Annotated in this window: 10 protein-coding genes; 5 read left to right on the forward strand and 5 right to left on the reverse strand. The window is 46.0% G+C overall.

All coding sequences use genetic code 11. The features are described from left to right. The first annotated feature begins 19 nt into the window (after positions 1-19). Both NLX73_RS12065 and NLX73_RS12070 read left to right on the forward strand, forming a co-directional pair. Positions 20-916 (forward strand): carbohydrate ABC transporter permease, encoded by an 897-nt coding sequence (locus tag NLX73_RS12065; RefSeq protein ID WP_134904268.1) that lies wholly within the window; start codon positions 20-22, stop codon positions 914-916. Then, positions 916-1,746: a carbohydrate ABC transporter permease gene (locus NLX73_RS12070; RefSeq protein ID WP_013312583.1), complete on the forward strand. Its 831-nt coding sequence runs from the start codon at positions 916-918 to the stop codon at positions 1,744-1,746. Before NLX73_RS12065 ends, NLX73_RS12070 begins: the two co-directional genes overlap by 1 nt. A gap of 173 nt (positions 1,747-1,919) precedes the next feature. On the opposite strand, the gene lepB is transcribed toward NLX73_RS12070, so the two are convergent. Then, positions 1,920-2,540 (reverse strand): signal peptidase I, encoded by a 621-nt coding sequence (gene lepB, locus NLX73_RS12075; RefSeq protein ID WP_250260108.1) that lies wholly within the window; start codon positions 2,538-2,540, stop codon positions 1,920-1,922. A 331-nt stretch (positions 2,541-2,871) separates the two neighbouring features. Here lepB and NLX73_RS12080 point away from each other — a divergent pair, with 331 nt between their 5' ends. From NLX73_RS12080 to NLX73_RS12090, 3 genes are all read left to right on the forward strand, one after another. After that, positions 2,872-4,224 (forward strand): right-handed parallel beta-helix repeat-containing protein, encoded by a 1,353-nt coding sequence (locus NLX73_RS12080; RefSeq protein WP_254326267.1) that lies wholly within the window; start codon positions 2,872-2,874, stop codon positions 4,222-4,224. 112 nt (positions 4,225-4,336) lie between these two features. Next, positions 4,337-5,869: an MFS transporter gene (locus NLX73_RS12085; protein ID WP_254326268.1), complete on the forward strand. Its 1,533-nt coding sequence runs from the start codon at positions 4,337-4,339 to the stop codon at positions 5,867-5,869. 49 nt (positions 5,870-5,918) lie between these two features. Further along, on the forward strand, positions 5,919-7,046 hold the full coding sequence (locus NLX73_RS12090; protein ID WP_254326269.1) for a glycoside hydrolase family 88/105 protein: 1,128 nt from the start codon (positions 5,919-5,921) through the stop codon (positions 7,044-7,046). Positions 7,047-7,123: 77 nt separating this feature from the next. On the opposite strand, the gene NLX73_RS12095 is transcribed toward NLX73_RS12090, so the two are convergent. The 4 genes from NLX73_RS12095 to NLX73_RS12110 all read right to left on the reverse strand — a co-directional run bounded on the left by NLX73_RS12095 (position 7,124) and on the right by NLX73_RS12110 (position 14,550). Further along, positions 7,124-8,056 (reverse strand): polysaccharide deacetylase family protein, encoded by a 933-nt coding sequence (locus NLX73_RS12095; protein ID WP_250266952.1) that lies wholly within the window; start codon positions 8,054-8,056, stop codon positions 7,124-7,126. 196 nt (positions 8,057-8,252) lie between these two features. Then, positions 8,253-10,211, reverse strand: coding sequence for an acyltransferase family protein (locus tag NLX73_RS12100; RefSeq protein WP_254326270.1), 1,959 nt, complete (start codon positions 10,209-10,211; stop codon positions 8,253-8,255). A gap of 274 nt (positions 10,212-10,485) precedes the next feature. Then, positions 10,486-11,835 carry a sodium-dependent transporter gene (locus NLX73_RS12105; RefSeq protein ID WP_061829525.1) on the reverse strand — a complete coding sequence of 450 codons (1,350 nt, stop codon included), beginning with the start codon at positions 11,833-11,835 and terminating at the stop codon, positions 10,486-10,488. A 162-nt stretch (positions 11,836-11,997) separates the two neighbouring features. Beyond that, positions 11,998-14,550 carry a DUF2339 domain-containing protein gene (locus NLX73_RS12110; RefSeq protein ID WP_254326271.1) on the reverse strand — a complete coding sequence of 851 codons (2,553 nt, stop codon included), beginning with the start codon at positions 14,548-14,550 and terminating at the stop codon, positions 11,998-12,000. Positions 14,551-14,864 lie beyond the last annotated feature (314 nt).

A 14,864-nucleotide genomic window follows, 5' to 3' on the forward strand; every position in this document is an offset into this window, starting at 1 on the left:
TGAGAAAAAGAGGTGCGTTATGCTGAAAAAAAGGGGAACTTGGGGCGACAAGGGCAGTAAACTGGAGTTCGGTTTATTCACACTGCCCGTAATCCTGTGCATTACGATTGCATTTTATATTCCGTTTTTGATGACGATACGCTATTCCCTGACCAAGTGGAACGGCATATCCAAACATCCGAAATTTGTAGGTCTGGATAACTTCAAGCAAATCCTGCTTGGGGACGCCAATTTTGCACATGCAGCCTGGTTTACCGTCAAGTACGCCATTCTGTACATTGTATTGGTGAATGTGCTGGCCATTTTGCTGGCGCTCGTTCTCGATATGAAGCTGAAAAGCTCGGCTTGGCTGCGGGCGGCTTTCTTTATCCCGTATATCCTCAGTCTCGTGATTGTCGGCTTTATATGGAAATTCATCTTCATGCAAGGCTTTGAGTCACTGGGACACAGTACAGGCTGGGGCATCTTCCAGCTAAGCTGGCTGGGTGAGGAAGGGCTCGCGTTTATTTCCATTTTGGCGGTATCGATCTGGCAATCCATTGGCTTTTACATGGTCATTTATATTGCAGGCTTGCAATCTGTGCCAGAGGATTTAAAAGAAGCTGCCATTGTCGATGGCGCGGGGCCGATTCGGAGATTTTTCAGTATTATTCTACCGATGCTCGCACCTTCCATTACGATCTCAGTCTTCATGGCACTGACCAACTCGATCAAAGTGTTTGACGTCATTTTATCTCTGACCGGCGGTGGGCCAGGTGGTACAACATACAGCATTGCGTATGATATTTACCGGGACACGTTCCAGAACAATCTGTATGGCTACGGAACAGCCAAAGCATTGATTTTATTCGTTGCAGTCCTGATCATTACGATTATTCAATTGTCTATTTTCAAACGCAGGGAGGTTGAAGCCTGATGCAACGCAGCCGTACGGGACGTATTTTGCTAGAAGCGGGCATGATTGTATTATCATTGTTATTTTTGTACCCGCTGTTTCTCGCCATTAACAATTCGTTCAAAAGTTTCGCTGAGGTCATGACCGACGTTATTGCGCTGCCCAAGCAGCTTTCGCTGGATAACTACGTATATGTATGGAAATTCATTGACTATCCGCGCCTATTTCTGAATAACACCATTATCACCGTCGTCGGACTGGCAGGTATCGTACTGATATCTTCCATCGCGGCCTACAAGCTGGCAAGAACCAAAAGCAAATGGAGCTCCGTGATTTACATGCTGTGCATTATGCCGATGCTGATCCCATTTCAGTCCATCATGCTCACTGTCTTGCGACTGGCGAAAGACTTAAATCTGGCAGATAGCACTTGGGGACTTGGCTTGCTGTATTGGGGCTTCGGCGCACCGCTGGCAGTGTTTATCTATCACGGCTTCGTGAAAGGTATTCCGGCTGAGATTGATGAAAGCGCCAAAATCGATGGGGCCTCGGGCTTCCGGCTTTTCTTTTCCGTGATTTTTCCCTTGCTGAAATCAGTCACCGCCACCATTGTCATTATCGACGTGATGTGGATTTGGAACGATTTTCTGCTTCCGTTACTCATGGTCAATGGCTCACCCAGCACCAAAACGCTGACGCTGGCCGCCTACACCTTTGTCGGACAGTATACGTCAGACTGGCAATACGCCATGACCGCGATGGTAATGGCTGTTCTGCCTTCGATCATCGTATTTATTTTTCTGCAAAAATACATTGTTAAAGGCGTCGTCGCTGGAGCCGTCAAAGGCTGAGTCAAGGAATCGAAGCCAGATGCAAAAAAAGAGGACTTGCGTGTTGTTCGCGCAAGTCCTCTTGGTTTCAACCTGTTCAGGCCTAAACAGGCTTGTCCATGGTACACATGCTAAGCCTTAAATTGGCCTAGCGCCTTAAGTGAGGAATCCCCCCCCTCTTAGGCGCTCTTATATTATTTATGCTTAACCCATTGTGCGCTATCCACCGGCCAAAAAATCACATCCGCACGGCCAACAATATCTTTAATAGAGACAAAGCCAATAGCACGACTATCCCTACTATTATTGCGGTGGTCGCCCATCACAAAAATATACCCCTCAGGTACCTTGGAATCGGTTATGGTTCCATTTGGAAAATCAACATTGTTATATAGTTCTCCCTTGGCGTGCGCATCCTGAATAGCTCCCTGAATGTATGACTCCTCTACTTTCTTACCGTTCACATAAAGATTGTCGCCTTGATACTGAATCGTATCTCCAGCCACTCCAATAACACGCTTAATAAAGTCTCTTTGTTCCTTTCTCACATGGAATACAACAACCTCACTCGGCTTGGGATCACGAAAATCGTAAATCACCTTGTTCACGACCACTCGTTCATCTGTCTTGAAATTCGGTTCCATGGACGCTCCCTCAACAATAAATGGCGCAAATAATAGCCAACGTATAATGAACACGAGCACAATGGCTACAATAATGGCCTTAAGCCAATCGATCATCTCATTTTTCACTCGTGGCTGCTTTTCCTGCAATTGTTCGACAGTTGAATCCGTCAAATGATTTCCACTCTCCATGCGCTAAACCCACCCTTTCCCACAGTTTTCATTCCTATTATATGTATAATGTTTAAGTATAATCAAATTTTCCCAGTCTGGCAAAACTACATTTTTAGTTGAAACAAAAGTGTGAACTTTTTTTCACAATATCAAAAAAACAGTAAAAAACTGTTGATGCAAACGTTAACATATATTACACTGTGCATATACTTCTTAGAGCGTTTTGGACTAATGGTAGATCAATCTATTCCCCCAGGAGGTGTCCTGTTTTTAGTGGAAAGACAGCATGAGTCACTTTTATAGATGCTATCTTCTTTTAAAATATGAGCTCAAATAAGGAGGAAATTACATGTTTAAACGAAATGATCGTCCAAAAACCGGCTTTAACGCTCTAAGACTCGGTGTTTCTTTTGTTTTTGCTTCTTCTTGCCTTATTGGAACCGCTTACGCAGATACGTTATCCAACGACATCCCTTCTTCCGCACTCACAGAAGAGGCAGTTAGTACAACCGACTCAACCACCGTCTCCACAACGTTAGCGGCAGGAGATTTATATGTGGCGCCAAATGGTAACGTGTCCAATCCGGGTACAATATCCAGTCCTACCACGCTCGAAGCAGCACTTACACAAATTGCTCCTGGTAAAACCATCTACCTGCGCGGTGGTAACTACACCTACTCCTCAACGATTACAATTCAGCGTGAAAATAGCGGCAATAACGGCTCACTCAAAGGGTTGGTCGCTTACGGTAGTGAAAAGCCGATACTTGATTTCTCTGCTCAAGCCTTTGGTTCAGCGAATCGTGGACTTCAGCTTAACGGAGACTTTTGGCTGGTAAAGGGCCTTGAAGTCAAGGGTGCCGGAGATAATGGTATCTATATCGGCGGCAGCAATAACCGAATCGAAAACGTGGAAACTCACCACAACCGGGATACTGGACTTCAGCTTGGACGTTACTCCCCTAACGCTTCCACTAGTGAGTGGCCTTCGAACAATTTGATTTTGAATTCTTACTCTCACGATAACGCTGATCCCGATAATGGTGAGGATGCCGATGGCTTCGCTGCCAAATTGACTGTGGGATCAGGCAATGTGTTTGATAACTGCTTGGCTGCGTACAACGTAGACGATGGCTGGGATTTGTATAGCAAAACCGAAACGGGTCCTATCGGCGAAGTAACCATTTTGAACAGTGTGGCCCACCACAACGGGCAGACCGCAGATGGAACGTCTACCGCGAACAGCGACGGCAATGGCTTTAAGCTGGGTGGAGACAAAATCAAAGTCAACCATATTGTGAAAAACAGTATTGCTTTCCAGAACAAAAAGCACGGCTTCACCTACAATAGCAACCCCGGCAGCATTACGTTGACCAATAATACTTCGTGGGACAATGGACAAAGTAATTTTGCTTTTGACAAGGGTGATCACGTGTTCATTAACAATCTTTCTTTTGAAGGAACAGCAAGTGATAAAACAAGCGGTACAGATCAGGACGACTCTAGCGTTTGGTGGAAAAACAAGAAATCGACGAATGCCAAAGGTCTGGTAGTCAGTGCAGACGACTTTGTTAGCCTCACGCCTTCTATCACTCGAAGTGCAGACGGTTCCATCCAGCTAGGTGATTTCCTTAAGCTGGCCAAAGGAAGCGATCTGATCGGCTCGGGTACTCCGAGCGGAAAAAATATAGGGGCACGTTAAAAGCCCCGCCTAATCAGGACGCCCTGGCCCATCTACCAACTTAGACAATTTTGCATAATATAGCGACCGGTGATTGTCCTCATAACCAGACAAAATATGAGGTGAACAGATCATGGAACGAAGAATCACACTGAAACATACACTCGCCTATGGAAGCGGTAACATGCTGGGAAGTGGCGCACTTGCTATTAGCGGTGCATGGTTAATGTACTTTTATACAACCTTTTGCGGACTGTCTCCCGTTCAGGCCGCGGCCATTTTCTCTGTTGCCAGCATCATAGATGCAGTCAGCAATCCGGTCATGGGCTTTATCAGCGATAATTTTCACCGGACCCGCTTGGGCCGTAAATTCGGCAGACGACGCTTTTTCATCATGATGGGTATCCCGCTGATGCTCGTGTATCCGATGCTTTGGGTAGATGGGTTGGGCTTCTGGTATTACCTGAGTACGTACGTGCTGTTTGAACTGGTGTATACCTCTGTCATGGTGCCGTATGAAGCACTAGCGTCAGAGATGACACGGGACTTCGGCGCACGCTCCAGATTGACTGGATGGAAGGCCATGTTTGGCAAAATTGCCAATTTCGCTGCCGCTTTTATCCCTGGTCGCTTTATTGCCGAGTATGGCAAAGACTCTCCATTGCCTTTCTTTTATACCGGTCTCGTTTTTGCAGCTATTCTGCTGATTGCGATGGCATTCTTGTACAAAAACTCCTGGGAACGTCCAAGTGAGGAACTGCAAAAGGAACTGGAAGGTGAAGCTCCGCTTTCCTTTATAGATTCGATGAAAAAGTTGTTTGTCGATATTTCCTCTACCTTCCGAGTCAAGACGTTCCGTCATCATCTCGGGATGTACCTGGGCGGCTTTTCAGCTGAGTGGCTGTTTACTTCTGCTTTTACGTACTTTATTGTCTTCTCCTTGTTCCAAAGCTCGGAGATGGTATCCAATTTGAACAGCTTTAACTCTGTCATTCAATTGATTTCTACCTATTTCTTCATCCAATTCTGCGTGCGTAAAGGGTTCCGTATGCCTTTCATCGCCGCACTCGTTGTCGTTTGCTTTAGCGTAGCAGGTTATGGCCTGCTCTATATAACGGGAGCCTCGAATACGATGGTATGGCTATATGTCATCACCCTGTTCATGGGGCTTGGTACTGGGGGCGTCTACTACATCCCTTGGAATCAATACACGTTCCTTGCCGATGTGGATGAAGCGTTGACCGGCCGTCGCCGGGAAGGTATTTATGCAGGTATGATGACTTTTGCCGGAAAAATGGTGCGGGCCGTTGTCGTCTTCATTCTCGGCTGGGTGTTACAGCATTTTGGCTTTGTATCCGGGGCTGATAGTCAGCCCGTCGCTGCTCAGCACGCCATCTTTTATGTACTTGTGGTTGGTACTATCGTTCTCGCGATCATCGGTATGATTGCTTCTGTCGTGATGAAGCTGGATATTGACAGCCACAAGAAGCTAATCGCCGAAATTGACCGCCTCAAAAACGGTGGCTCCATGAAATCAGCCAAACCGGAAGCCCGGAAGGTATTCGAGGAACTGACAGGCTTCAGTTACGATCGGTGCTGGGGTAACAATAACGTGGGCTTCAAGAACAAACCCGTTGACCCTAAGACACACACTCCATCTATGTAACAACAATAACAATTACAGATTAAACATTTACTAAAGAGGTGACTGTATCATGGCAAATCCAACATCACAACCAACCACCAGTCCTACAAAAACAGATTCTTGGGCTGTACGTATGAGCGATTCCGTTCTGCAACGTAGCCCGGAATTTTATGAAAAATGGGAATATGACCACGGTGTCATTTACAGAGGTCTGGAATGGGTTGGCGAACTGACAGGCGACCCCAAGTACATGGAATTTATAAAAAAACATATGGACCATTTTGTTGACGAAAATGGCGTAATTCAGCGCTATAAAGTAGATGAGTACAATATTGACCACGTGAATAACGGCAAGCTGCTCTTCTCGCTGTATCGTGCCACAGGAGATGAACGATACAAAAAGGCAGCCTACCAATTACGCAGTCAACTGGAAAAACACCCACGCACAAGCGAGGGCGCATTCTGGCATAAGCAAATTTATCCGTATCAAATTTGGCTCGACGGCTTGTACATGGGTGCCCCGTTCTATGCTGAATTCATCCGCGAATTCGGAGATCCATCAGAGTTTGACGATGTGACCCTGCAATTCAAGCTCTGCTACGAACATACGCGTGATCCTGAAACAGGTCTGCTCTACCATGCTTGGGATGAGAAGGGTGAGCAGCATTGGTGCAACCCGGAAACAGGCTGCTCTAAAAATTTCTGGGGACGCTCAATGGGTTGGTTCGTTATGGCGCTCGTTGACGTGCTGGACTATATTCCAGAGGATCATGCAGACCGTCCCGTCCTGATCGATATGCTGACGGAAACACTGGAAGCCCTGCTGAAAGTGCGTGATAAAGAAAGTGGAGTCTTTTATCAAGTGCTCAACCTGGGCCATGTGAAAGGCAACTATCTGGAGGCCTCTGCTTCCTGCATGATTCTCTATGCTATTGCCAAGGGCGTTCGCAAAGGCTATCTGCCAGAGCAATATCGTCAAGAGGTCGAAATCATCCGTAAGGGAATTATCGATGAATTTATCACGATCACTGAAGAAGGACTCGTGAATCTGAACAAAACAGTGCAAGTAAGCGGTTTGGGTGGTAAAGATCGTCGGGATGGTACCTTCGCTTACTATATCAGCGAGCCGATTATAACCAACGACCCCAAAGGTATCGGTGCTTTCATTCAGGCGATGGGTGAAGCAGAGCGCATCTAAAACACGCGAACGATATACCTTATTAGCAAAAAGGACGGTGGCCATCAGCCCCGTCCTTTTTGTTATATAAACGTATCTTACTTCATAACCTTAAACTCATATCCCTGTTTTTTTAGATATTCTATAATTTGCGGCAAAGCTTTTGCAGTTTCTTCTTTACCATAGGTGTCATGCATGAGTATGATGGCTTTTTCTCGACCTTTCACTGACCTCATAAATTGGTTGATTAGTCCGGGGGCTTTCTTCGATGCTCCCTCTGCATCCTTCGTTAATACATTCCAATCTACCTGATGATAGTCCTTTTGAAGTAAGACTTTATCCAAAGCAGCCATCCCCTGTGGATCTCTTCTATTCCATGTCATGTGGCCCCCAGGAAACCGGATCATTCTTGTGGTGAATTCTGGCCCCAGAATACTTTTTAACACCTTATTGTTCCTCTCAATATCCTGCATAACATGGTCCGTGCTTACCCGCCTGTTAGGATATAAATACTTATAATTATGAGAGTACGTGTGGTTTCCTATCGCATGACCCTCTTTAACAATTCTTTTGATAATGTTCCTGGTATGTTCATTTTCATCGGCTTCTTTTCCTACGATAAAAAAGGTCGCCTTGACCTTCTGTTTTTTCAGAATGTCCAATATTTTAGGTGTTACCGTCACGGATGGACCATCATCAAAGGATAAGTAGGCCACTTTTTTACCATCGGCTCCATCGGGCATCTGCCCTAGCATTTGCTGCTTTAAATATTTTTCGACAAAGGCACCATCTTCTACTTCGGGGTCGCTTTTTGGAGAGACCGCTTTACCTTTTGATGAGTCCTTGGATACGGAATCTGTTTTTTTAGCAAGCTCCTGTGTTGGCGCATGTGTTTTGTTATCTGAGACCTTTATTGCAATGAAAGTAATACAACCTGCCACAAATAATAAAATAGCAATCCAAATGAGTCTTTTTCTGTTCCTCTTCAAGCGGTGCTCCATTGTCCTACTATGTGAATAGCCCTTTTCCATTAGCTTATGTACCTCCATACTAAAATAAGAAAAACCACCGGATCAGGGTTGGTGTACACACCTTAGAATAGACATTGGAAAAACCCTTAGGTTTAGCCGATGAAAATTTAGGGATGTGCTTCAACCAGAGGACAACCTACTCCCGGTGGCTTTCTTGTCTTGCATTTACATAATTTATGAGTATCATTGCAGTTTATTACGATTGCTTCGTTAGGGCCTGAGCCAACAAGGACGCATAAGCTTTAGCACCTTTAGGTTTTAAATGTACTCCGTCATGCTCGAAATATGAATTTTTACCAGAGCTGGCTCCATACCAGTCAATCATTGTAATTCGCGGGTCCTGGGACGCTGCTTCGGCAAGATGCTTGTTCACAATACTCTCCCATGGCCGAGGCACACGGGTATTCACAAGTATAATACGCTTCGCATCCTTCAGGCTGGCCAACAGATCGGATAACTGGTCCTTGGTGAAAGCGCCGTTCGTGCCCAGCTCAATAATAACCGTCTTACCCAACTGTCCGTTCTGTCTTAGCTGCTCCAGTACGGCAGGCGCCTCCGCCATCTGACGGCCGATCCGCCCATCTACAACAGCTCCCGGGAAGGATTCCTGAATGTACGACTGTACATCCAACATGACAGAGTCTCCAATGGCGGTAACACTCGAGCCATCACCTGTCATAGGCGTAGCTTCTTTGGGTTTGTCCGAAGGTTCCGACGGTTTCGTAACATCGTCCGTAGTACCAGCCTGGACCGCCGTATTCTTAGGCGTCTGGGTTTGAGACGGGACTGGGGTCTGCGCCTTGCTGCCCTCGGACCCTTGCAGCTTGATGGCTTGGGGCTCCTTGGAAGCCACGGATACCGTTCCGTGAAGCGGCGGCATCGCCTTTGCCTTTGCGACTGGATTCTCATCGCTTGATGCCGCCTGAATAGTTGCATCAGGAGAAGCCACGTACAGGTGGACGGTACCCACGAGAATACCTACAAACAGCACAGCCGCTGTAGTTGTAGGCATCCATCTCCACCGCGCCTGTCTACGAACCGCAGAACGGATTCCTGTGATCCAGTGGCGGAATCCTCCATGGCGGATCGGCTCCTCGATATATTTAAACGAGAGAGACGCCAGCAATACGGTAGCTAGCAATTGTAAAATGATGCGCAGCACATGTACGCCATCGGTATCTACCTGAGGCGTCGTTAGCGTGATAACCGGAACATGCCACAGATACAGTCCGTAGGAACGGGCTCCAATCCAACGTAGCGGCTTGATTCCAAGCAGACGACCAAGGTGGCTTACCGGATGTGCCAATGCTGCGACCACAATAGCAGTGACTAAAGCTATGCCCAGCAGGCCGCCCCGGTACAGAGATGGGTCATATTCATTCGAGGCCCACGCCCAGTGGCAAAGCAACAGCAAGCTTATTGCACCGATGCTGTCCAGAAGCATACGCGCCTTAGCAGAAGCTTGCTCTTTCAGCTTGCCGCTTGGCCACACCAAGGCCAGTGCCGCACCAATTAGTAAAGCAAATCCACGCGTATCCGTGCCGTAATACACCCGGCTCGGGTCGCTTCCCGGTACGTAAATCACGGCCATCAGGAGCGCAGATATTAATGCCAGACAAGTTACCCAGCCTGCGAGCACAATACGCTTGGGCATGAATTTTAGCCCGAGCGCCAGCAGTAAGGGCCACAGGATATAAAACTGCTCCTCCACCGCCAGCGACCACAGATGCCCAAGCGGAGAAGGTGGGCCGAAACTTTCAAAATACGAAACCTGATGGAAAATAAACCACCAATTGCTCATATACACCAATGCGGCAGGTACATCTCCGCGCAAGGCCGTTAGCCGTGACGGATCGAAAAGCAACGAGCACAGGACAATGACAGCCACAACCGTCAACATGGCAGGCAGCAACCTTCTGGCACGACGCAACCAGAAATCTTTCATTTTAAAACTATGATATGTATCCCACTGACTCACCAAAATATCTGTAATCAGATACCCCGACAAAGTAAAAAACACGCCTACACCCAACAAACCACCCGGCAACCAATCCGGATTCAGATGATACACAATGACTGCGATGACCGCCAGCGCTCTTAAACCATCCAAACCTGGCATATAACGACGTTGTGACGACAACCGATTAGACTTCATTTCAGCCGCCGTCCTTCTTGCAAATTCAAGCTCCCTGTCTGTTTCAATGCTCTTCTGCCCTTTCCCTCTCCTGCACATCGTCTGCGATGCCCTGTAGCCTTTTCATTCATTATATAAAACTTCATAATCGTAATGATTTCAATGAAGTTAAAATTAATGACAATGTTTTTATTATATCATTCCTTTCCACAGTTAGGTAACCACTGATAGATATACAAAAAAAGGCATCTCTTCCCTTAGGAAGAAAATGCCTTTTTATTAGTATTCTATTCTCTTAAAATTTGATGATACCTGAGGTATGAAGGAAGACCAACAACATCAGGATCGGTGCAACATACCGAAGACCGAATAACCATACGTTGAACCAGAAGGGTTTGATGTTCGCATGCTCAGCCGCAGTCTTCCAGTAATAACCTGTGAATATAACAATCAACAAACCGCCTAACGGTAAGAAGATATTGGATGCGGTAAAGTCTACGAAATCAAAGAATGATTTATCCCCTACTTTTAGTTCCGGCACCAGCCCCATGGACAATGCAGAAGGGACGCCCAGCATCAAGCACAGGACCGATACGACGAGAACGGAGCGAACCCGGCTCCAACGCATACGCTCCATGACATAGGCTACTGGAACTTCCAGCAAGGATACCATAGAACCTAATGCAGCAACCGCCAGCAGTACGAAGAACAAACCGCCGAAGAATGCACCAAAAGGCATTGCCGAGAAAGCAGCCGGTAAAGCAATGAAAACCAGCGATGGTCCTTGAGCCGGATTAATTCCGAAAGAGAAGGTTGTAGGGAAAATAATCATACCTGCGATAAACGCATAGATTAAATCTCCGCCACCAACGGCCAGCATGGCTCCACCCAGCGATTGACGGCGATCTACGTACGCACCGTACGTGATCATAATTCCCATCCCCAGTGAGAGTGAGAAGAAGGCATGTCCCAAAGCAACCAATGCAGACTCTATACTTAGCTTAGAGAAGTCGGGATTCAGAAAGAAGGATACGCCCGCACCAGAGCCTGGCAGCATAAGAGCGTTAATCATCAACACAAGCAACAGGATGACCTTGGCAGGAATCAAAATTTTATTGAACTTTTCAATCCCGTTCGATACCCCAAGAGTAACCACGACTGCTGTAAATGCAAAAACAACTAACAGCCAAACCAACGGCGCATAGCCGGAGGAAAAGGAAGCGAACTGTCCAGCAAAATCATTATTCGAAAACAGATTTCCGCTAAATGCCTCAACGGCATAATGCAGTGTCCAACCTCCTACAATGGCATAGAACGACAAGATAACAAACGGCACGATAACAAACATGATGCTCATCTTGCCCCAAATCGGATGACCGCCTACTTTTACCATTGCAGAAGCAGCACTTCCTCGACCTGCACGACCAAGCGCAAGCTCTGCTAAAAGTACAGGCAAACCAACAAGCAACAGGCAGACAATAAACAATAAGAAAAATGCAGCTCCGCCATATTGTCCTGTAATATACGGAAATTTCCATATGTTACCTAGTCCTGCCGCACTCCCGATCGCCGCCAATATAAATCCAGCAGACGAGAAGCGTTCATTTTTATCAGACAGGCTATTCTGCCCCTTGCTCAAATTCATTATATCCCCCTCATTCTCTCTACTTACGCATAAACATGAGCATGCGTACATAAATAATTTTTACTCATTATAGCGTAAGTAGGATGTAAGGTCATGCATAATTTTTCACTATTACCGGATTTATTTTCATAATGTTCGGTATCTACAAAATACAACAGAAAACTACATATTTTCTTCAACATCCTTCTTTATTATGGTCTCTCCCATGCGATTAGATACTTTTTGATAAATATACGAAATCGCCAACAGTACAACACCAAAAGAGAAGTAGGCTACAATCGTACTTCCTGTCGTTAACAGATGTAGATCATACAACAGCAGCTTACCTGTCGACAGCAAGGTCAAGCCCAATCCAAATCTGCGAATGTAGACCACTCGCTTGAGGAAGCCGTATACAATATACAAAATGGCCAGCAGCAAATACACCAGACTGAAAACAAGACCAGCATCCCCCAGACGGAACTGAACTCCGAGAAAGGCCGTTATGATGCCCAGCAAATATACACCCATAATGACCGGATACAACTCATTACTTCTATAATGTCGGGTCATCAGTGCATTCAGGAAATCCCTGCTGCTGAAAAATACCAACACATTAAAGGCTGCGAGTACCACCAATGCCACATAATCAGCAGCCGTATTTTGCGCATAATTTTCATGCAAGGTCGGAATCGTTACGGTGACCACCAGTGCCAGCGCGTAGCCTATGACGTACAACGCCAAGCTGTAGTATTTAATCACCCGATCATACAGCAACCTCACCTTAGGCAGGAAATAAGCCAACACCAGCGATACGCAGGCATACGACAATACTTTGTACAAGGTGTAATGAGCAAACTCGTCGGATAAGACGATGTTATACCAATGCCCTGCTTCATACAAAAGGTAGAAATATACGTTCACCAAAGCTACATATTTAAATCCTTGCATGATATGCATTTCGTACAATCGATTGTTTTTGAAAGCATTCGGACGGCTAAATTCAATCGCATAGAAGACGGTAACGATCAACATTCCCAGTGTAATGAGCGTATATTTGAGTCCAAAATAGTCTGTCTCAAATCCTGACAACAGATATATAGGGAAATCGACGAAAAAGAATGCGCCCAGACACAGTAATAAAATGCCCCAGCCAGCTCGTTCCAATTCCTTCAACCGGTAACGGTGTCCATATAATGTAAGAAGAACTGCTTCGATCAACCACCCCATAGATAACCATCTAACTCCAAACTGGAACGGAATCATGAGGATGGCAAAGGTCAACGAAGTCGCATAAAATAATATTTTGGTTTGTTTCTCCTCTGGAATATATCGACGGACCCATTGTCCCAGACCTCCGTACACCAAGCAAAAGACCAGAGCCAGCAAGCCTTTATAATCATCCAGGCCTGCATCGCCGAATAGAGAATACAGAACGGAACAGCTCACAACTGTATTCAGAGCCAATAGGGAGAAATCCAGCCATGACAGTTTTGTTTTTAAACGGAACGGCACCCACAGCGTCATCCCGAGGTACATCGCAAATGTAATGACTGCATACAGCATGCTCGCTACGGTGCTTTCCGATAACCACGCCAGCACAATCATCAAGGGCGTATTAAGCAGAAAGCTGATATATTGCACGACGACCCACCGTTTGCGGAAGGATACAAGCAGAATCAGCAGGTTTAACAGGAACAAATAGCCCATGGCGATATACACGGCGTTCCCTTCCAGCCCGTTGGCTGCCATATAAGAAAAGAGCGGAAGATACCCCCCTACTAAACCGAAAGAGCATATCGTTCGGGATTCATACCTTAATGACAGTAGCACAGCGGTCACCGTAACGAGTACGGACAAGCCTATGCCTGTATACATTCCTATGATTTCTAACAAAAAGTAGCTGTAAAAAATCGATCCGTACAGTACAGAAATACCGCCGCCCAAAATACCGAGCGCAAAGGTCTGCTTCTGCTTGCGGTACAGCCATTCGCCGCCTCCTAGCATCAGCGCTCCTAACAGAAAGAAGGCCACGCCCTTCATATTTCCTGTGAACCAGTTCGAGTATGAGTATTTAAAAGCGGCTCCCACACCCAATATAATGAGCAAAATCCCCAGCTTGTTGATCCAGTTCAAGCCTAGCTTCATTTCAAACTGATTTTGCTTCATGCGCTTCTGCATCGTTTCTTCGCTGATCTCTTCTTCTCCGAGTTGCTGAAACTCGCTTGCCGTCTGATGAAGCAATTGGCGCTCGGCCTCCTGAAACCGCTCGCGTTGTTCCATGATCCGGTCACGAATCTCCTCTGAGAACAGTCGTAATCTGGCGACGATCTCGTCCTGATCTTCTTTAAGCTCATGCGTAGTTTGCTGAATAAGCTGGTCCACCCGGTTTTTAGCCCCATATTCAAAGGATGTCAGCCGATTTTTCCCTTCTGCGGTTCTAGAAGCAAAATAGGTCTCCAGCTTTTCACGTGAAATGCGAATCATATTCGCCTTTTCACTCAGCATTTGCTCCGTCAGCGCAGTGCGCAGCTTTCCATTTTCCTGCTCAATATGTCGTACTCGCTCTTCCAAGTGAATGCAGCGAGCCTGATAATCCTCGAACTTTTTTCGCAGAACCTCATTCTCCAAAATAATATCTGAGGCTTCATAGTCCGCGATTAATGTTTGATACTCCTTGAGCAGCTTGTTCTGTTCTTGGCGGATCGTATGTAAACGATCTTTAAAGTCCTCCATGTTCTCCTCCATCGCTGTCCATTTTGGTAATCATTACATTTTACATGAAATTAAAAAGTCATTATAGAGACTATAGCCCATTTTGGACGTTAAATTGGGGCTTTTACTTATATATTCTTCCAGTTTCATGATCGCAGATGAAGTAGAATGGATATACATATGAAATAAAGCCTACCTTTCCCCTTCGCAAACATGAAATCCGCATGGATGTGTTGCAGAGTCTACGCTGTGTATTTATTTTTATTGGAAAGATCACAATGAAAAAAGGAATTAATCCAATGTGCAGACTCATGCCCTTGATTACCCTGCCGAAA

This window comes from Paenibacillus sp. CH40 (genome assembly GCF_024213605.1).
GTDB lineage: Bacteria > Bacillota > Bacilli > Paenibacillales > Paenibacillaceae > Paenibacillus > Paenibacillus polymyxa_B.